The following is a 19,202-nucleotide window of genomic DNA, read 5'->3' on the forward strand; positions in this document are numbered from 1 at the left end:
CCGTTCGAAAGCAAAGGCAGCCCAATTGGCTGCCTTTGTCGTTTCAAGTGACCTATTCTGTAAAAACGGCTTCAGGCCGGTGGTAGAGGAGCGTATCGGGGCGGAGTGACCCGGACAGAAATGACCTTGATGTACGCGACGTTAGTCGATGGGAGTGTTGTGAAGAAGATTGCTGTGTTCGTCGATGTTCAGAATATCTATTACACGGTTCGCCATACGCATGGCTGCCACTTCAATTACGCGAACTTCCTAAAGGAAATCTCGCAACGGGGCGAACTGGTGTTTGCGTCAGCCTATGCCATCGAGCGAGGAGACAGCCGGCAACAACAGTTCCAGCAGATCCTGCGTAATCTGGGTTTTACGGTAAAGCTCAAACCCTATATTCAGCGCAGTGACGGTTCCGCCAAAGGCGATTGGGACGTAGGTATCACAATCGATGTGCTCGATGCTGCGCCCAAGGTCGATGAAATCGTCCTGGCTTCAGGAGACGGTGACTTTGACCTCCTGCTGGAGAAGGTCCGTGAGTGTTACGGCGTTCATACCCGTGTCTATGGCGCTCCTGGTCTCACGGCGCATGCCTTGATCCGGGCAGCGGACGAATACGTCGTCATCGAGGACGGTTTGCTGTTGCGCTGAACATCAGGCGCGGCGGATGGATCGAGCGTCCTCGACTGCCGGATATAGTTTGGCTGGAGTCTGTCTTTCGAAAGGCGTCGATAGAATGATCGACGTCTTGCTCATGCCGTAGCGCATCAGCCGATCGATGAGCGCCTCCAGTTCAGCCATGTCTGCCACGGCTGCCCGCAGCACGATACAGGACTCACCCGTTACGCGATGGCAGGCGATAAGCTGCGGAATCGCGGCCAGCTCATCGAACAGTTTGTCGCTGCTGGTCTTGTTCAGTGTTACTGAAATCAGACATTCGATTGGTTGGCCAAGGGCTTTGAGGTTGACCGACGCGTGATAGCCGGTAATGACACCGCTGGCTTCCAGTTTCGCGACACGTTCTGCTACCGCAGGAGCCGACAGATTAACTCGCCGCGCCAGATCGGCAAACGAGGCTCTGCCATTTTCCAGTAAGGCATTGATGATCTGTCGGTCATAGTGATCCATACGTCCTCCTGTGACGGTTTGGAAACCTCGCCTGTTTTATCAAAAGACCTTTGAAACGAAGGCGGGGGGGCAGAAAAAACAAGCTTATCGCATTAACGCGCTCGCTTGCTCTTTCTAAACTAATGGTCTGGTTCGTAAGCCGCTGATCGACTCTGACCGTATTCAGGATTGCACGCTGCGCCTGGCCGAGAGGGCCGCTTCCTATAGCAAGGAGCCTGCTGCTTGAATACGTTTTCCGGTTCTTGATCACCTGTACGACTCAGCTACCAGGATTTCAATCATAAGAGTTGCCACCATGCCTGCCCGGGATAGCCGTTCGCTGTTGCTTTTGTTGTGTGCTTTTTTCGCGCTCTACGTTATTTGGGGCTCGACCTATCTGGTCATTCGCATCGGTGTTGAGTCGTGGCCGCCCTTGTTGATGGCCGGTTTACGTTTTCTGATTGCTGGCAGCCTGTTATTTGTCTGGCAACTTTCCCGAGGAGCCCCCATGCCGACACGGCGTGAGTGGGTAGGTGGCGGCTTGGTCGGGTTTCTGCTGCTCAGTTGCGGAAATGGCGGTGTGACCCTGGCCGAACACTCGGGGGTTGCCTCTGGAGTAGCCGCGCTGGCTGTGGCTACGGTACCGCTCTTCACCTTGTGCTTCGGCCTGTTCTGGGGACAGCACAATACCCGGCTCGAATGGGCTGGGATTGGCTTGGGATTCATTGGCATTCTGCTGCTGAACCTGGGCGAGAACATGCAGACGACCCCCCCTGGGGGCGGTGATTACCCTATTTGCAGCTGCCAGCTGGGCTTTCGGTTCAGTGTGGAGCCGTCATCTGCCACTGCCGGCAGGGCCGATGGCCAGTGCCGTCGAGATGATTGTGGGCGGAGGCATTCTATTCATTGGCAGCCGTCTCAGCGGTGAGCCGTTGACCACACCGTCGACCATGGACGGCTGGTTGGCGTTGGGGTATCTCATCGTGTTTGGCTCGATCATCGCGTTCAGCTCCTACATGTATCTGCTAAAACATGTACGACCGGCCGCAGCGACCAGTTACGCCTATGTCAATCCGGTCGTGGCGGTGCTACTGGGGATTGTGTTTGCTGGGGAAAGGATAGGTCAGGCGGAATGGATGGCCATGATAGTAATCGTGGCGGCCGTGATACTGGTCGGGCTTCCACAGTGGCGGGCGAGAGGCAAGGCTCGCAAAGCGAACCTTGCCGAGGCGGAAGTCAAGCCGCAGGCTTGAGCACCACTTTGGTCCAGCCATCGTCCCGGGCATCGAAATGCTTATAGGCGTCCGGGGCCTGGTCCAGCTTGAGGCTATGGGAGATGATCTTCGAGGGAGTGGCGCGTCCAGCATGAATCAGGGCGCTCAGGCGACGGTTGTAGGCCTTTACGTTGGCCTGACCTGTCCGAATCTGCTGACCCTTGAACCAGAACTGACCGAAGTCAAAGGCCATTTTGCCTTCCTTTGCCAGTTCATTCTGTGCGCCTGGGTCCTGCGGTATGAAAACACCCACTACGCCGATGCCTCCAGTCGCCTTGGTCGAGGCAACCAGATTATTCATGGTGAGGTGATTGGCTTCATGACCATGGCGGTCGCAGCATTGATAGCCCACACACTCGCAGCCGCGGTCCGTACCTCGGCCATTGGTTTTGTTGAGAATCTGTTCGACCGCCTCGCCTTCTGCGCCGTTGATGGCAATTGCCCCCAGATGCTCGGCCAATGCGAGCCGGTCAGGGTGCGTGTCGATCACGAAGACCTGCGAAGCCCCTTTGATCATGGCCGAGTGAGCAGCCATCAGCCCTACAGGACCGGCCCCGTAGATGGCGACTGATTCACCCGGTAAAAGGCCCGCCAGTTCGGTTGCATGCCAGCCGGTGGGAAAGATGTCGGAGAGCATGACGTAATCGTCTTCTTTCTCCTGGGCATCTTCGGGCAGTACCAGGCAGTTGAAGTCGGCGTAGGGAACGCGCAGCAGCTCAGCCTGGCCGCCTTCATAAGGGCCCATTTCCGCAAAGCCATATGCAGCACCCGCACTACCGGGGTTGGCGGTCAGACAGAATCCGGTCAGGCCTTTTTCGCAGTTCTCGCAAAAGCCGCAGCCGATGTTGAAGGGCAGGCATACATAATCACCGACCTTGACGCGATCAACACCCGAGCCGATTTCGACTACCTGACCCAGATTTTCGTGGCCCAGGATGCGGCCTTGTTCAAAACTGGTACGGCCTTCATACATGTGAAGGTCAGAGCCGCAGATGTTGGTAGTAGTGATACGCACCAGAGCATCTGTAGGTTTTTCGATCTTGGCATCGGTGACATTCTTGATGCTGACATCACGAGGGCCGTTATAAACGACAGCTTTCATGGAGTCTCCTTGCTGGATTGTTCGATATCTGGCTGTGCCAGTCGAATTCATCAAATCCTTGATCGGTAAGGCCATACATGAGGGTTACCGCCTGAGACGTCCAGGGCATCCTTTAAGAGTTGGTCTGCACGAATAGCTGAGCGTTCAAGAAAAGATCCATTAAAGCGGCGTATCCCTCAAAACGGGGTGCAAAAGCATTCATTCGGAAGGGCAGGAGTCGGCGTTTGTCTACCGCTCCGATGGCCGCGCTCGACGCTACGTTGCTTGGCGCCTACAATTTCGTCCTTTTCTTCATTGCGGTTAGCGTCATGACTTTTGCCGAACTCGGCCTGATCGAGCCTTTGTTGCGTGTGCTCGACGCGCTGGAACACACCACTCCGACTCCGATCCAGGCTCAGGCCATTCCTGCGGTACTCAAAGGCCGCGATCTGCTTGCCGCGGCCCAGACGGGTACAGGCAAGACAGCTGGCTTTGCTTTGCCGACACTGCAGCGCCTCGTTCAGGAGGGCCCGGCAGTCACGGCGAACCGAGTCTGTGCATTGATTCTTGTGCCAACCCGCGAACTCGCCGAGCAGGTTCACACCAGCGTACGTGATTACGCGCAGCATTTGCCGCTGCGTACGGCGGTGGTATATGGCGGCGTCAGCATCAATCCGCAGATGATGAAGTTGCGTAAAGGGGTGGATGTGCTGGTCGCCACGCCAGGTCGTTTGCTGGATTTGTTCAACCAGAACGCTGTGCGCTTTGATCAGGTACAGACGCTGATCCTCGACGAAGCGGATCGAATGCTGGATCTGGGCTTTTCCCGCGAGCTGGGCGAGATTTTTGTCATGGTGCCCCAGCGTCGGCAGACACTTCTTTTTTCCGCTACGTTCTCCGAGGCCATTCGTGATCTGGCCAAGCCACTGCTGCGCGATCCGTTGACCATCGATATCAGTCCGCGCAACACGACCACCAAGAGCGTCAAGCAGTGGCTGATTCCCGTGGACAAAAAGCGTAAGGCGGAACTGTTCTGCCACCTCTATGCGCAAAAGCGCTGGGGGCAGGTGCTGGTATTTGCCAAGACCCGTAAGGGTGTCGACCAGCTGGTGGAAACGCTGACGCAGGAAGGTATTCGTGCCGAGTCGATTCATGGCGACAAGCCTCAACCGGCTCGTCTGCGTGCGCTGGCTCGGTTCAAGGCGGGTGAAGCGGATGTTCTGGTGGCGACTGACGTGGCCGCACGAGGTCTGGATATTCAGGACTTGCCGCTCGTGGTCAATCTGGATCTACCCATCGTGGCGGAAGATTACGTCCACCGCATTGGACGTACAGGGCGTGCCGGTGCGACCGGGGCGGCCGTTTCTCTGGTAGCTGCCGATGAAGTCGACCACTTGGCAGCCATTGAGACGCTGATTGGACAAACCATTGCGCGACGGGACGAGCCGGATTTCATCCCTGATCACAAGGTGCCGCAAACCGGTCCTGGTGGCGTTGTGATGAAAAAGCCGAAGAAGCCGAAGAAACCCAAGGTAGGCTCAGTGAGCGACGCTAAAAGCGGGAAGCCTCTGGGGCGCTGGATCGAGAACGACAAACCGTCGGTAAAGCCGGTTCGCAAGATTCCTGGGTTCGGCAAGAAGAAGTAGGTGATCGTGCAGTCTCTGTAACACCGTCCGGCGTTACAGAGACGGTCAGGGCTCAAGCCGCTTTGCGTGCGTTGAGCTCTTGCTTGAGCGACTTTTTGCGCTCCTGCATTTGTGTGCCTAGCTCGTCCAGCTGGGACGCCAGCAATTCCTGGGCATCCTTGAACATCTCTTCTTCTTCCTCTTCGATGTGATGCTCAAGCAGTTCCTTGACCACTTTCACACGGCCAGAAAACTCCAGGCTATCAGGCGCTGTAGCCTTGATGTGCGGCAACACCAGCGAGTCGACTGCCCGATGCTCTTCAATCGCTTCGTAATACATCTTTGCTTCTTCTTTCTTGCCCGCCGCCTTGAACGCCGGATAGAAAATTTCTTCCTCGATATGCGTATGAAGTGTCAGCTCGTGTTCAAGCTTTTGCACCAGATCCTGACGCTTTTTAACAGCGCGCTCGGAGGTGCTGCTCAGCTGCTCAAGAATATCGAGAATGGTTTTATGATCGTTTTTCAGGAGGTCGATAGCATTCATGGTCAGGCTCTCTCATCATAAGGATAAGCACGGTAGTAAGCCTCGTCACGGGCTCTATGAGAGCTGACCATGGGCATGACGAGGCGGTTCGGGGCATCCGACAGGAGGGCTGTGATCAAGGCCGCACAATAAACGGTTACCGGTTCAGCCAGGCTGCAGCACCCAGGCCGGCGGTACGGCCAGTAGCAAAGCAGGCCGTCAGCAGATAGCCTCCCGTAGGCGCTTCCCAATCCAGCATTTCACCGGCACAGAACACGCCCGGCAGGGCGTTGAGCATGAGCTGCTCGTTCAGCGCTTCAAACGGCACGCCGCCGGCCGAACTGATGGCTTCCTCGATAGGACGGGGGCGGATTACAGTCAGCGGTAACGATTTGATCGCGGCTGCCAGATGCTGCATGTCATCAAACGCCTTGGCGGGAGCCAGCTCCCGCAGCAGGGCAGAGCGAGCGCCTTCCAGCCCGGCATGGGCACGCAAGTGATTGGCCATGGACTTGCCTTTGCGCGGCTTGCTTAGCGCCGCGGCAAGCGCGCTCTGTTCCTTGGTAGGCGCAAGGTCCAGGTATAGGGTGGCGGAGCCGGTACGAAGCAGTTCGGTGCGAATTTCAGCCGACAGGGCATAGACCAGACTGCCCTCAATGCCTGTCTCAGTCAGCACGAATTCGCCTTGGCGGCGAGTACCGTCTTTAAGCATCATGGCTACAGGCTTGATAGGCGAGCCGGCAAATTTGCTGCGTAAATGATCGCTCCACTGAGCGACCTCAAAACCGCAGTTGGCTGGTTGCAGCGGGGCAAGGGCAATACCCTGCTCCTCAAGATATCCTGTCCACACCCCATCGGAGCCCAATCGCGGCCAGCTGGCTCCACCTAAGGTCAAGACTGTCGCCCCGGCGCGCAGGCAGGTTTCCCCCGCCGGAGTGGAAAAACTCAGGGCGCCGTGCTCGTCCCAGCCCAGCCAGCGGTGCCGCGTATGAATGCGAACGCCTGCTTCCCGCAGGCGATGCAGCCAGGCTCGGAGCAGAGGAGCGGCCTTCATGTCTGTGGGAAAGACGCGGCCTGAGCTGCCGACAAACGTCTCGATGCCCAGCCCATGAATCCAATCTCGCAAGCTATGACTGTCGAATCCGTCGAGGCAGCGGGAAAGGGGGGCTTCACGCCCGCGGTAACGGGAGCGAAAGGCGGGTTGGTCTTCGGCATGGGTAATGTTCATGCCGCCTACCCCGGCCAGAAGAAACTTGCGTCCGACTGAGGGCATACCGTCATATACGTCTACTGTTACACCAGTACCGGCCAGAACTTCGGCAGCCATAAGGCCGGCAGGCCCACCGCCGATAATGGCGGCGGTACGGGAATGAGTAGGCACGTGTGGGGACATGACAGCCATCGCAGGTAGAGAAAGCCCGCCAGTTTACCGCGAAGTACCAGCAGAATCCCGCTGGTGTACGATTGAACAGGGCATGGCTCTTGCGTGACTAACTGATTATCGATGAACGGAGCGTGGTGGATGGGACCCGAGGTTGATCTAGTCAAGGCGGATAAGGCGCTACCAGCCAAGGTTCAGGTCGTTGTGATCGGCGGCGGCATTGCCGGGACCAGCGCGGCATTGGCGCTGGCGCGGGAAGGCATTTCCGTGGTGCTCTGCGAGAAGGGTTATATCTCTGGAGAACAGTCCAGCCGCAACTGGGGGTGGGTGCGCAAGCTGTACCGTGACCCCCGCGAGATTCCGCTGGCAGTTGAAAGCCTGAGGCTCTGGGAGGGTCTCAATGAGGTTGTACAGGGTGAAACCGGTTTTCGCCGCTCCGGCATTCTGTTTTCGTCCGAAACCGAACAGGAGGAGGCCGACTATGAAAAATGGATCAGTGTGGCGCGTCAGCATGATATAGACGTGCGCATGGTGTCTGGCAGCGAGCTCAAGCAGTTGCTGCCAGCCGGCGAAGTCAGCTGGAAAAGCGGTATCTATTGCCCCACCGATGGGCGCGCCGAGCCCCAGAAAGCAGCACCTGCGATCGCAACGGCGGCCCAGCGGTTCGGAGCTGTCATTCTGACCGACTGCGCCGTGCGGGGGCTGGAGCTGTCGGCCGGGCGGGTCAGTGCAGCCATTACCGAACGAGGCCGAATTGCCTGCGAGTCCGTAATCCTGGCAGGTGGGGCCTGGTCGAGCCGTTTTCTGAAGGACCTTGGCGTGCGACTGCCACAACTCAAGGTACGCAACAGCGTACTGCGGACGGCGCCGCTGGAGGAGGGGCCTGACTGTACGCTCTGGACGCGCGACGTGGCATTTCGCAAACGCCTGGACGGTGGCTATACCATTGCCAATGGCAGCGTGAATATCGCTTCGCTGGTACCCGACAGCTTCCGCTTCTTTCTGGACTTTTTACCGACCTTGAAATCGGAATGGTCGAGCCTGCGGATCCGGTTTGACGAGCGCTTCCGCCAGGAATGGCATGAAGGCAAACCTGTCCCGCTGGATCGCCCGTCTCCCTACGAATATATGCGCGTGCTGGATCCTTACCCGGACCCTCAGCAGAACCTGAACGCCATGAATCAACTGGTTCGTCAGTTTCCAGTGTTTGCCAAGGCACAGATCGCCCAGCAGTGGGCGGGGCTGATCGACGTAACCCCGGATGCCGTTCCTGTTATCTCCGAGATTGATGCAGTGCCTGGATTGGTTGTGGCGACAGGGCTTTCCGGTCATGGGTTTGGCGTGGGGCCTGCGGTTGGGCAGCTGGCAGCAGACCTGGTAACAGGCGCCAGGCCGATCGTTGACCCTTATGAGTTCCGGTTTACCCGCTTTTCCGATGGCTCCAAGCCCAGACCCATGAAGCTCTAGCCCGGCGCAAGCCCACTGTCCCAGACCTTGGCGGCGCTGTGATGCAGGATGCCGTGCCGTCTGGCCAGCAGAGCTCGGTCCCGGTCGTAGCCGCCGCCAATTACGCCGACGACCGGGATGTCCCGGCTCAGGCAATGGCGGATGACGTATTCGTCCCGTGCAGCGATGCCTTCGTCCGTCAGCAGGAGATAGCCCAGGGCATCGCTGGCATGCACGTCAACACCAGCGTCATAGAGCACAACGTCAGGCTGGTAGAGAGGTAAAAGGTAATTTAGTGCCTCCTCAACGGTATGCAAATACCCTGCATCACCCATGCCCTTGGGTAATGGAATGTCCCAATCGCTCTGTGCCTTACGCGCCGGGTAGTTGGTCTGGCAATGCAGCGACACCGTGACGGCATCGGGAACATGTTCAAGAATTCGGGCAGTGCCGTCCCCCTGGTGAACATCGCAGTCAAAGATCAGAACGCGTCCCGCCTTGCCGCTTTCCAAGAGATATAGCGCCATGATGGCCAAGTCGTTGAAGATACAAAACCCAGCTGGGTAATCATGATGTGCATGGTGCGTGCCCCCAGCCATATGGCAGGCCAGCCCGTGTTGCAACGCTAGCTCCAGCGTCAATAGCGAGCCGCCCACAGCGCGAATGGTTCGTCGTGCCAGTGCCTCGCTCCAGGGCAGACCCAGCTGGCGCTGCTCGGCATGGGACAGCTCGCCGCCCATGTAGCGCTCGACATAGACCGGATCGTGAGCCAGGGCCAGCACTTCTGGCTTAGGCAATTCCGGGCGGTACAGATTGTCAGCCGTCACCAGTCCGCTTTCGCTCAAGTGCTCATAGAGCAGGCGAAACTTCTCCATCGGAAACCGATGCTCGGGTGGAAAGGGTGGGCTGTAATCGTCGTGGTAAACCAGAGGAAGTGCTGTCATGAAAAGGCTGATGGCTAGAGCAGGAGACTGATGAGCAGCCAGACGATACCGCAACAGAATCCGCTGGCCAGCAGGAATATAAGTCCATCACGGGCGATGAGCGAGACGGCAAACGCCGTCATGGCGGCTCCGGCCGTGGTATTGGCGAAAGGCACCAGATCCAGAACCGGCATGCATACCGCGACCCCAATGCAGAGCAACGCCGTGATGTGCTGGAAGATACCCTTGGTCAGGAAGGTCAGACGTGGTTTCAAAAAGCGATCCACGAAACGTGCGGTAGGGTGCAGCATGCGCAGTGATTTTCGTAGCTTGCCACGCGGAACCTGACGTTTCAGTGCCCAGCGCGGCAGCCAGAAATGCTTGCGGCCGATGAGCAGTTGTACGCTCACCAGAACGACATAGATCGAGATGACGGTGGCAACGCCAGGAATGCCCGTCAGGGGAGACAGGGCAATGATGCCTGCAAGCAGAAGAAGTGGACCGTAGGAGCGACTCCCGATGGCATCGATCAAGTGGCCCACGGAAACCTTTTCCGGGCTGCGCCCGACCTCTTCGAGGCAACTGAGAAAGGCTTCCAGACTGGCTGGTGAGTCACTTTCGGCGCTGCACTCGTAGTGGTCGTCTTCCTCCATCACACCCTCATTGTCATTCATCCTGCTCCGTCCAGTATCTTCCTGACTCGACGCGCGAGTTCCAGGCGGCCGTAGGGCTTGCTCAGCACTTCGAATTCAGAGGGATCCGTCTGTCCACGTTCCAGCGTGGTATCGGCATAGCCGGTCGTGAGCAGGACGCGGATATGAGGCCAGCGTCGGCGGGCTTCCTGGGCGAGCATTACGCCATTCATGCCGCCGGGCATGATCAGGTCGCTAAAGAGCATCTGGATATCGCCATGCTGCTCCAAGGTAGCCAGCGCTTCCTTGCCATTGTAGGCGACCCGAACCGAATAGCCGAACTCCTCAAGAATGGCCTGCGCCAGCGCTGCCACTTCTTCTCGATCATCCACAACCAGGATAGTCTCGTTACCAGGCTCCTCGCTGGTGCCATTGGATTCGGCAGGCTGCTGGATGATTTCACTTTGTGTCGTCGGGAAATACAGGCGGACCGTCGTACCCATACCGGCCTCGGAGTACACACGAACCGCGCCGCCGGACTGCTTCATGAAGCCATACACCATGGATAGACCAAGACCGGTCCCTTTGCCTTCTTCCTTGGTTGTGAAGAACGGATCGAGGACCCGTCCAAGCACTTCTGTTGGAATGCCCTCTCCGGTATCGGTAATGGCGATGCAGGCATAGCGGCCAGGAGTCAGGCCTCCGTAGGCCATATCCTCTGGCGTCACTTCAATGTTGCGGGTTTCTATCGTGACACGACCTTCGCCCCGCGATTCCATGGCGTCACGTGCGTTCGCCAGGATATTGATGAGCGCCATTTCGGCCTGGGTCGGGTCTATCTTGCAATTCCAGAGATCAGGCGCCAGCCGAGTCGTTAGCTGATAGGGCTCTCCCAGCGTTCGATACAGCAGGTCGAGTCGCTCTTCAATCAGCTCGTTGATGTTCAACGTTCGACCGGTCAGGCGCTGCTTGCGGGCAAACGCCAAAAGTTGTTGCGTCAGTGTGGCCGCGCGATTGACCGCTTCTCGGGTGTTGTCGACATGGCGCTTGGCCTTTTCCCTGTCCATTTCTGGGCGATCCAGGTTGATCCGGAGAATGTCCAGATAACCCACCATGACCTGCAACAGATTGTTAAAATCATGGGCAATGCCGCCGGTGAGCTGACCCAACGCCTCCATTTTCTGGGATTGCCGCAAGGCCTCTTCGGCGTCATGGCGGCGGCTGACATCCAGTTGCGAGGCAAAGAAATACACCAGCTCGCCTGCTTGGTTGTAGACCGGAGAAATATACAAGGCATTCCAGAAGGTCGAGCCATCTTTGCGGTAATTCAATAACTCGGTATTGCATTCATGACGGGACTCGACGCTTTCGCGGATCTGTCGGATGGTCTCCCGGTCCGTTTCCGGGCCTTGAAGAAAACGGCAGTTGCGTCCCAATACTTCATGCTCTTCATAGCCCGTCGTTTTCAGGAAGGCGTCGTTGGCAAAAATAATGGGATTATCGTCCTGCCGTGGGTCGGTCACGATCATGGGCATGCGGGTCATTCTAACCGCAGCGAAAAAGATATCGCCGTGCTGGCTACGGACTTCATCTGGCATACCCTTTGCCACTTTATTGTGGTCATTAGTGGTGAAGTTGTCCGAATTCTTGGAAGTCATGTGTGTGCAGCAGCCTGAAAAGAACGCATTAATGATGTAGGACCATTCGCCGGCCATATTGCTCAGTGAAGGTCAATACATTGGTCGAATTTAGAGATGTAGTTGTTAGGATGCGGCTAAATGCCAAGTTTCGGCAGATACAGGCGATGCTGCCGACTGGCGCTCATGATGACGATTCCTGCCGATCTCGCCAAGCGGTAGCCATTATCAAAAAACCGAACCGGCTTTACGGAATACTCTGGCTTCACAACAGTCCCAACATCAAAGGACCTTAAAAGAGTGTGGAGATGAGCCAGGCCTATCCCAAGGTGTTACGTACCGAACGTTTGATTTTGCGCCCTTGGCGCAATGAAGACTATACGCCCTTCGCTGCACAAAGCGCTGATCCACGGGTAATGGAATTTTTCCCTAAATGCCTGAGTGAGGCTGAAACGCAGGCGCTGACCGAGCGTATCCAGGCGCATTTCCACGATCATGGCTATGGCTGGTGGGCCGTGGAGGTCAGGAACGGTCCGCCTTTCATTGGGTATGTAGGGCTTGAGCATTCCAATTTCGACGCACCTTTTACTCCGGCGGTCGAGATCGGCTGGCGGCTGGGTGCCGAATATTGGGACGAAGGCTATGCCCATGAAGCTGCCGAAGCCGCGCTTGCCTTTGGCTTCGAGCAGGTAGGCCTGGAAGAGATCGTGGCGTTTACCGTGCCTGAAAACGAACGCTCCCGCGGCCTGATGGCACGATTGGGTATGCAGTACGATCCGGCCGACGACTTTGAACATCCAAACCTGCCGGAAGGCCACCCCTTGCGCCACCATGTTCTGTATCGACTCAGCCGCCATCAATGGATCAGTAGACTGGAAACTGGCGACAGCATGAATGCCTGTTAATGACAAAGAGGACTGCATGACCCCAGAAGACATCGTCAGAGCCTATCATTCGCTCAGCATGCACCGTCGTGAGGGCTATGCCCGCGGACCCGATGCGCTCGATTGGGCTAACCAACCTGCGCCATTCCGCCGTTATCGGGGATGCGAAGTCATTCCGTTACTGCGCCGCATGCTGGAGGATTCGCCTCTGTACGATGAGGTTTTTGCAGGTCCTGTAGGCGAGCCGGCCCCGTTGGATCCTGCCAATATCTCTCGGCTGTTTTATGACAGTTTGGCCATTTCTGCCTGGAAAGAGTCGGGCAGCAGCCGCTGGGCGCTGCGAGTGAATCCCTCCTCCGGCAATCTGCATCCCACCGAAGCCTATGCCTTGCTGCCACCGGGTGTACTGAACGATCGTGCCTTGATGACACATTACACGGCCGATCTGCATGCCCTGGAAGTACGCGCCGAGCTCCCCGAAGTGCTGGATGAAGACATCATTGGCGCCTTGCCGCCGGGGAGCTTTTTGGTCGCACTGTCCAGTATCTATTGGCGTGAGGCCTGGAAATATGGCGAGCGAGCCTGGCGCTACTGTCAGCATGATATAGGCCACGCCTTGGCCGCCATTGCCATTGCTGCCGCCGCGCAAGGTTGGGAAACACGACTGATTCACGACGTGGCGGATGAAACGCTCGATGCGGCGTTTGGAGTTGATCGAGACGGCTTTGGTGAGCAGGAGCAAATGGAGGCGCTGCTCTGGATCGGTCCGCCGCAATCGGCCGAGCCTTCCTTGCCCGATAGTCTGTTCAAGCTGCTGAGTCAGTTGCAGCTCGCCGGCACGCCTAATCGACTTTCGCGAGAGTACGTAGAGTGGCCCGAGGTTGGGCGGATCGCTGCCGCATGCCGTGCGCCCAAGCGCTTGCCCTATGACATGCCCATTTCCCGGGGCGTAGTTACCCAGGAAAACGACCAGCTACTGCTGCGGCCATTGCTGCATCAACGGCGTAGCGCGCAGTCCATGGATGGTCGGACGGGCATTCTGTCTGATCTTTTCTTTGCCTGGCTAAGGCGTATATTGCCGGAGCAGGCACCGGTGCCTTTCCTGACGTTGGGCAAGCCTGCTCAGGTCGATCTTCTGATCTTTGTAAATCGCGTTGTGGGACTGGAACCGGGGTTGTACTGGCTGGCGCGCAGTGAGGGAGAGCTCAATATCACCGCCCGAGCGGACTTACTCTGGGAGCGGGTAGAGGAGGCGGAGGGGCTCAGGTTGTTCCGGTTGCTCAAAGGGGATGCTAGTGAGCTGGCTGGCTTGCTTTCCTGCGGCCAGGACATTGCGTCTGACGGTTGTATCAGTATCGCAATGATGGCTCGTTTCGATGATGCCCTTGCCCAGGGGGCCTGGTGCTATCCGCAGCTATTCTGGGAGACCGGACAGATTGGACAGGTGCTTTACCTGGAGGCAGAAGCGGCAGGGCTTTCAGGCACCGGTATCGGTTGCTATTTCGACCCGCTGGTGCATGACTTGATAGGGCTTGCGGATACAACCTGGCAAAGCCTTTATCACTTCACCATGGGACGCGCGACCGTGGACATGCGTCTGACCTCGCTGCCAGCTTATCCCGCGCCTGAGAACGACTTTGCCTGATGGTGGCGGAGTCCTGGAGGGACGTCCTGCCGCTGCCGTTTCCTCATCATGGGGCTACGGCTTCACGACTGACTTGCGTATGATTTGGCCATTATCAAAACGACCACGGAAAACGTGATGAGCACAGTGCTGGATGATCTTGTTGCCTTGTTAAGCCTTGAGTCCATCGAGGAAAACCTCTACCGCGGTCGTAGTCAGGACCTGGGCTTTCCACAATTATTCGGTGGGCATGTGCTCGGTCAGGCCCTGTCAGCGGCGAGCCAAACGGTGGATGCGTCGCGTCAGGTGCACTCGCTGCATGGCTACTTCTTGCGGCCTGGCGACGTGACGATTCCGGTGGTGTATGAGGTGGATCGCGTCCGGGATGGCGGCAGCTTTACGACCCGTCGCGTCACGGCCATCCAGAAAGGCAAACCGATTTTCTTTTGCAGTGCCTCGTTCCAGGGTCTGGAACCCGGTTTTGAACACCAGAGCGAAATGCCGGACGTGCCCGATCCAGACTCGCTGGCGTCCGAGCTGGACTACATCCAACAGTTTGCCCAGTTCATCCCGGAGCCTACGCGGGAAAAGCTGCTGGCGCCTAAGCCCATCGAGATTCGTCCGGTCAAGGTGACCCATCCGTTTGATCCAGAGCCAACAGCGCCCGCACGCCATGTCTGGTTCAGGGCCAACGGGCAGCTGCCGGACAACCCTGCGCTGCATCGATACCTGCTGGCCTATGCCTCGGACTTCAACCTGCTCCCGACGTCCTTGTTGCCTCACGGCATCAGCTACTGGAACAAGGAGATGCAGGTTGCCAGCCTTGATCACGCGATCTGGTTCCATCAGCCGCTACGGGTGGACGAGTGGCTGCTGTATTCCATGGATAGCCCATGGGCCGGGGGGGCGCGTGGATTGTGCCGTGGCAGCATATACAACCGCGCGGGTCAGCTTGTGGCCTCGGTTGCCCAGGAAGGTCTGATCCGCAAGCGCGGCTGAAGAAGGGCAACCTCTTGAAAAGGGCGGACAGGGTTCCGTCCTTTTTTATGACACATCAATGAAATTTTCTATACGACCAGTCTTTTGACGTCAGAAAAGGTTGTCATTTTGCGCTCCGCTGACTACTGTATAAATAAACAGTAAATAAGAGGAGGGCGTACCGATGTCTCCAGCAGACGATCTTTCCCAATCCCTGGCTATGGCAGACTCAGGCACACTGATGCAGCGCTACCGAGCGCTGGAGCTTGAGCACCGCTATCACCTGAGTGTCATCAAGGATTTGCGCTACCACATCACAGCGTTACAGAGGGAAAACGATCGGCTGAGGCGTCAGCTGAACCAGGTCGACGTGCGATGACAAGGCTGCCCTTGGCAAATAACGATGCTTCAGCAAGTCCGGTTAAGGCATGTCCGGTCGTACTGCGTCATAAAAGCGAACTGCAGATACTGGCGTTCGAGCACCCCTTGGCAGGGCTTCAGTTGATCAAAGGGTCTATCGAGCCGGGTGAACTACCTGCTGAGGCTGCGTTGCGGGAGCTATGGGAAGAGTCAGGTATCCAAGTGCCCGAATGGCCTGTGGATCTAGGAACATGGGTCTCTGGCTATCAGGAACAGGTATGGTCGATGCACCTGTGCGAAAGCGCGTACGAGTTACCTGAGGGCTGGGTCCATCGCACCACCGACGGAGGCGGATTGGAGTTTCGCTTTTTTTGGTACCCGCTTGGTCGAGCCGCATCGTCCCAGTGGCACTGGGTCTTTCGGGAAGCCCTGAAGGTCATTCACGACCGTGTTAGACGGATGGGTTGAGAAGAGGGTCCACTCCCTGGGTAAGGGAGTGGACAGCAAGGCAGGGTTACAGAATGAAACGGGAGACGCGTTCGTTCAAATCACCGGCGTGGCTTTGCAGTGAACGGGATTGATGCTCCGCCTGCACCGAGCTTTCAGCCAGGGTATCACCCAAGGATTTAATGGTTACCACGTTACGGGTAATTTCTTCCGTCACGGAGGTCTGCTCCTCAGCTGCCGCTGCAATCTGCATCGACATGTCCGAGATCAGTGAGGCCGACTGGGTGATCTGCTCCAGCGCCACGTACGCCTGATCGGCATCCGCCACGCTGCGTTCAGCGAGATGACGGCTGTTGTCCATCCGGCTGACTGCATCCTGTGTTACACGCAACAGATTGCTGATAGTCGTCTGGATTTCCTGGGTAGACGCCTGGGTACGTTGCGACAGGGTCCGCACCTCGTCAGCCACCACCGCAAAGCCGCGACCCTGCTCGCCTGCCCGCGCCGCCTCAATCGCTGCGTTCAAGGCCAGAAGGTTGGTCTGCTCAGCGATACTCTGGATGCTGGTCAAGACGCTGGAAATGGACTGGGAGTGCTGGCTGAGCTCAGTGATGACCTGGGTTGTTTCCGCCACTTCCTGGGCAAGATCGGTAATGGAGGTCTGGGTCTTGCGAACCAGCTCCAGACCTTGCTGACTGCTTTCGGTAGACTGTTGCGCCGATTGCGCCGTACGTTCGGCATTACCCGCAATTTCCTGGGTAGCCGAAGCCATTTCGGTGACTGCTGTTGCGACCAGTGTCAGCTCCTGCTGGAGACGCCCCAGATCAGCGACCGACAATGTGCTGTTGTTTAGCACCGTCGTGGATTCCTGGCCGATTTCCACCGCCTGATGGCGAATATGCGTAACCAGTTCATGCAGACTGGCCACAAACTGGTTGAAGTGCAGGGCCAGATGGCCCACCTCGTCCTGGCTCTGTTGAGGGATGCGCTTGGTCAGGTCGCCATTGCCATGGGCGATTACCTGAAGTCCCTGGGAGACCACACCCAGCGGGCGTAGCAGCCAGGCGCACAGCATGTTGATGGCGATCAGCGACAGAACCAGGATAGCGCCGAATGCGCCCAGACTCACCCACAGTTGCTGATAGAGCGGGGCGGTCAGAACAGCATCGTCCAGCGTCATGATGAGAATCTCTCCATCATGATCGATCGGGACAGCGTACAAACGCTCACCGTTATGGTCCAGCAAGTGCTGCGTACCCTTGCTGGCAGCCAGTGACGCCAGGGTGGCAGGGGTGAGCTCCGTCATCAGGTCGCTGACCTTCTTGTCGAGCAGGGCCGTGTCCGTGTGGCCCAGAATGGTGCCGTCCTTGTCTACAAAGAAGGCCGAGCCATTGCCAGGAAGCTTGATCTGTTTCAGCTGCTCAAGGATCTCGGTCATGCTGACGTCAGCGCCTACCACCCCAAGCGTGTTTCCACTCTGCTGCAGGGAGCGGCCTAAGGACAGCACGTGGCTGCCAGTAGCCGCTGCAATAGTCGGCGTCGAGATGTAGACCTTGTTTGGTGCGACCAGCGCCTGCTGGTACCACTTCCATTTGCGAGGGTCATTATTGTCTGGCGGCAGGGTTACACCGTTGGCGTTCACCTGACTGCCATCGGCCCGAGCAAAAAAGACGTTGTCGAAACCGCCGGAAATCTTGGCCTGATTAAGAATCGACAGCATGGCAGACGGGTCGTCAGTGGCCTTCACGGCCTGGAGCACCACCTCCTTGCTTTGTAGCCAGTAACGCACGTTGGCGCTGAACGTCCTGCTGGCATTACTGACCTGTTCCGCAATGTGGGTCTCCAGGCTTTTCTGACTGTTCCAGAAGTTCATACCGGTCAGGCTGGCGCCCACCAGCAGCACCGCAGTGCTGGAGGATAGAGCAATCTTTTTACGCAAAGACCATTTCATAAAGACATCAAACCGACAGAGACAAATACGACACGGCAGGCAATTGCCGCAGACTGATAGGAGGCTATCGGCCCGGTTCGATAAATCTGGAGCGCTATGCTCGTCCAGGTAGTAGTGGCCGATAATTGGTTGTACAGGGAGGCGCGTACATGACAGGGCACTGCCGGCAGTGCGGGCTGGATATGGCGACTCGCTCGTCTTTTTGGCTCACGAGAGCGCTGGATCTGCTTGAGGATTCGACGTTGCCAGATGTCTGTGTCGTAGGCGGAGCCGACAGCTTATCTGCCAAGTTCAGCCTGTTTGAAGCAGCCAGCTATGCTTTAAGTAGTACAGCATTGCCCTGATGGAGTAACAATATGGCTTTAGAAACCGACAGCGATCCGTTTGATCAACGCCAGCAATTGACTCTGGCGGCCGAAGCCCTAGGTTGGAAGGTAATCGATTGGGCGCAGGACATACCCATCGTCAGGGATGAAAACGGCGAGAGCTTCCAGTGGCTTCCCCATATCGACGACGGTGAGTCACGTCGACTTCAGATACGCCTGGGGATTCACCTGTCCTACAACCCCCACGAGAAAACCATGTGCGTCAGTTGTCCCCTGTGGGACGTAGAGGACCTTACCTTGGATTGCGAGGAGACGGACGCTTTGGAAATGGCGCGCTACATGGTAGTGCTCTTCGCGGCGCTGTCCACCGGCGTGGAGATAAGCAGTCTGGATGCTGCGCAGGGGCTGTTGGGCTATTGACCTGAACACGTCTGGAAATAGATGTCTCAGTGAGAGAAGGGGGGGAGACAAAGGAGCATGCGCCGCTTGTATACCCTCCTGTTTCGGTCCTGCCTGCCAGGGCCGGCTCTTTCAAACCCTCGCTTCATGCAAAAACTTGCAAACATCTCTCGCTCTCTCTGCTCTGAAAAGTTTGATATATCTATGCGCCGTGCAAGGAGACAGGCGTCCTGAACCGTGGCGCTTGCTTGTAGAGCCATCCTTGCATGAACGCTATGGCTCGCCGTTTGGCTTCATCTACCCGTGAAGTCGTTGACGGGCAACTCTATTATTCAGTTTGAGAGACATGAACTCAGAATCTGCATATCCAGCTGTTTCAAAAACAAACCGCGGATATCCTCGTAAAAGACCCAGCTCTACGGCTTGGTTTGCCACACTTTCCACCTTGTTCGGTATCTTGTTGGTTGTCACGATCGCAATGCCCAACTAATGCCAGGCCGTCCTGCCGTTATTGAGTCTGATGTGTCGCATCCATAGCCTATAAAGAGGGATGGAAAACACGTATCAGATCTGTTTATTACGAAACCTCAATAAATAAGCCCGTGCCAGAAGGGCGGTA

At 57.2% G+C, this 19,202-nt stretch carries 18 protein-coding genes and 2 pseudogenes; 11 read left to right on the forward strand and 9 right to left on the reverse strand.

Translation table 11 applies throughout. The annotated features are described in order from the left end of the window. The first annotated feature begins 129 nt into the window (after window positions 1-129). Window positions 130-636 carry a LabA-like NYN domain-containing protein gene (locus HMPREF1487_RS14750; RefSeq protein ID WP_112297893.1) on the forward strand — a complete coding sequence of 169 codons (507 nt, stop codon included), beginning with the start codon at window positions 130-132 and terminating at the stop codon, window positions 634-636. A gap of 3 nt (window positions 637-639) precedes the next feature. On the opposite strand, the gene HMPREF1487_RS14755 is transcribed toward HMPREF1487_RS14750, so the two are convergent. Then, the gene (locus HMPREF1487_RS14755) at window positions 640-1,113 is read right to left on the reverse strand and encodes an Lrp/AsnC family transcriptional regulator (RefSeq protein ID WP_010797468.1); all 474 of its coding nucleotides are present in this window, start codon (window positions 1,111-1,113) and stop codon (window positions 640-642) included. A gap of 295 nt (window positions 1,114-1,408) precedes the next feature. Here HMPREF1487_RS14755 and yedA point away from each other — a divergent pair. Then, window positions 1,409-2,345: pseudogene (gene yedA, locus HMPREF1487_RS14760) on the forward strand (drug/metabolite exporter YedA). Here yedA and HMPREF1487_RS14765 read toward each other — a convergent pair. Beyond that, a complete protein-coding gene (locus HMPREF1487_RS14765; RefSeq protein WP_010797471.1) occupies window positions 2,329-3,468 on the reverse strand; it encodes a glutathione-independent formaldehyde dehydrogenase in 1,140 nt (379 codons plus the stop codon). The pseudogene yedA and the gene HMPREF1487_RS14765 sit on opposite strands and share 17 nt — an antisense overlap. 308 nt (window positions 3,469-3,776) lie before the next feature. Between HMPREF1487_RS14765 and HMPREF1487_RS14770 the strand changes: the two genes are divergently transcribed. Continuing rightward, window positions 3,777-5,093 (forward strand): RNA helicase RhlE1, encoded by a 1,317-nt coding sequence (locus tag HMPREF1487_RS14770; protein ID WP_037030819.1) that lies wholly within the window; start codon window positions 3,777-3,779, stop codon window positions 5,091-5,093. Window positions 5,094-5,145: 52 nt separating this feature from the next. On the opposite strand, the gene HMPREF1487_RS14775 is transcribed toward HMPREF1487_RS14770, so the two are convergent. Next, on the reverse strand, window positions 5,146-5,616 hold the full coding sequence (locus tag HMPREF1487_RS14775; RefSeq protein ID WP_010797473.1) for a hemerythrin domain-containing protein: 471 nt from the start codon (window positions 5,614-5,616) through the stop codon (window positions 5,146-5,148). A gap of 136 nt (window positions 5,617-5,752) precedes the next feature. After that, window positions 5,753-6,988 (reverse strand): TIGR03862 family flavoprotein, encoded by a 1,236-nt coding sequence (locus HMPREF1487_RS14780; RefSeq protein ID WP_010797474.1) that lies wholly within the window; start codon window positions 6,986-6,988, stop codon window positions 5,753-5,755. 129 nt (window positions 6,989-7,117) lie between these two features. Here HMPREF1487_RS14780 and HMPREF1487_RS14785 point away from each other — a divergent pair, with 129 nt between their 5' ends. Then, on the forward strand, window positions 7,118-8,443 hold the full coding sequence (locus tag HMPREF1487_RS14785; protein ID WP_010797475.1) for an NAD(P)/FAD-dependent oxidoreductase: 1,326 nt from the start codon (window positions 7,118-7,120) through the stop codon (window positions 8,441-8,443). Here HMPREF1487_RS14785 and HMPREF1487_RS14790 read toward each other — a convergent pair. From HMPREF1487_RS14790 to HMPREF1487_RS14800, 3 genes are read right to left on the reverse strand one after another with little or no spacing between them, the layout of a single operon-like run. Further along, window positions 8,440-9,366: a histone deacetylase family protein gene (locus HMPREF1487_RS14790; RefSeq protein ID WP_010797476.1), complete on the reverse strand. Its 927-nt coding sequence runs from the start codon at window positions 9,364-9,366 to the stop codon at window positions 8,440-8,442. The two genes, HMPREF1487_RS14785 and HMPREF1487_RS14790, sit on opposite strands and share 4 nt — an antisense overlap. 14 nt (window positions 9,367-9,380) lie before the next feature. Beyond that, the gene (locus HMPREF1487_RS14795) at window positions 9,381-10,019 is read right to left on the reverse strand and encodes an exopolysaccharide biosynthesis protein (protein ID WP_010797477.1); all 639 of its coding nucleotides are present in this window, start codon (window positions 10,017-10,019) and stop codon (window positions 9,381-9,383) included. After that, window positions 10,016-11,635 carry a histidine kinase famiy protein gene (locus HMPREF1487_RS14800; protein ID WP_037030821.1) on the reverse strand — a complete coding sequence of 540 codons (1,620 nt, stop codon included), beginning with the start codon at window positions 11,633-11,635 and terminating at the stop codon, window positions 10,016-10,018. The genes HMPREF1487_RS14795 and HMPREF1487_RS14800 overlap by 4 nt, the downstream gene beginning before the upstream one ends. Before the next feature lie 287 nt (window positions 11,636-11,922). Here HMPREF1487_RS14800 and HMPREF1487_RS14805 point away from each other — a divergent pair, with 287 nt between their 5' ends. From HMPREF1487_RS14805 to HMPREF1487_RS14825, 5 genes are all read left to right on the forward strand, one after another. Next, window positions 11,923-12,519, forward strand: coding sequence for a GNAT family N-acetyltransferase (locus tag HMPREF1487_RS14805; RefSeq protein ID WP_010797479.1), 597 nt, complete (start codon window positions 11,923-11,925; stop codon window positions 12,517-12,519). A 16-nt stretch (window positions 12,520-12,535) separates the two neighbouring features. Beyond that, the gene (locus HMPREF1487_RS14810; RefSeq protein WP_010797480.1) at window positions 12,536-14,143 is read left to right on the forward strand and encodes a nitroreductase family protein; all 1,608 of its coding nucleotides are present in this window, start codon (window positions 12,536-12,538) and stop codon (window positions 14,141-14,143) included. A 117-nt stretch (window positions 14,144-14,260) separates the two neighbouring features. Continuing rightward, window positions 14,261-15,121, forward strand: a complete 861-nt coding sequence (tesB, locus tag HMPREF1487_RS14815; RefSeq protein ID WP_010797481.1) for an acyl-CoA thioesterase II — start codon at window positions 14,261-14,263, stop codon at window positions 15,119-15,121. 163 nt (window positions 15,122-15,284) lie between these two features. Then, window positions 15,285-15,479, forward strand: a complete 195-nt coding sequence (locus tag HMPREF1487_RS14820; RefSeq protein WP_010797482.1) for a hypothetical protein — start codon at window positions 15,285-15,287, stop codon at window positions 15,477-15,479. Further along, a complete protein-coding gene (locus tag HMPREF1487_RS14825) occupies window positions 15,476-15,928 on the forward strand; it encodes an NUDIX hydrolase (RefSeq protein WP_010797483.1) in 453 nt (150 codons plus the stop codon). Before HMPREF1487_RS14820 ends, HMPREF1487_RS14825 begins: the two co-directional genes overlap by 4 nt. Before the next feature lie 46 nt (window positions 15,929-15,974). Here the strand turns inward: HMPREF1487_RS14825 and HMPREF1487_RS28390 are convergent, their stop codons facing one another. Next, window positions 15,975-16,679, reverse strand: coding sequence for a methyl-accepting chemotaxis protein (locus HMPREF1487_RS28390; protein WP_371106382.1), 705 nt, complete (start codon window positions 16,677-16,679; stop codon window positions 15,975-15,977). 150 nt (window positions 16,680-16,829) lie between these two features. Beyond that, window positions 16,830-17,858: pseudogene (locus tag HMPREF1487_RS28395) on the reverse strand (cache domain-containing protein); the annotation flags it as partial. Between the two features lie 149 nt (window positions 17,859-18,007). Between HMPREF1487_RS28395 and HMPREF1487_RS14835 the strand changes: the two are divergent. Together HMPREF1487_RS14835 and HMPREF1487_RS14840 are read left to right on the forward strand one after the other, a co-directional pair. Continuing rightward, window positions 18,008-18,202, forward strand: coding sequence for a hypothetical protein (locus HMPREF1487_RS14835; protein ID WP_010797485.1), 195 nt, complete (start codon window positions 18,008-18,010; stop codon window positions 18,200-18,202). Between the two features lie 12 nt (window positions 18,203-18,214). After that, a complete protein-coding gene (locus HMPREF1487_RS14840; RefSeq protein ID WP_010797486.1) occupies window positions 18,215-18,604 on the forward strand; it encodes a hypothetical protein in 390 nt (129 codons plus the stop codon). Window positions 18,605-19,202 lie beyond the last annotated feature (598 nt).

Source organism: Pseudomonas sp. HPB0071 (assembly GCF_000478505.2).
GTDB lineage: Bacteria > Pseudomonadota > Gammaproteobacteria > Pseudomonadales > Pseudomonadaceae > Chryseomonas > Chryseomonas luteola.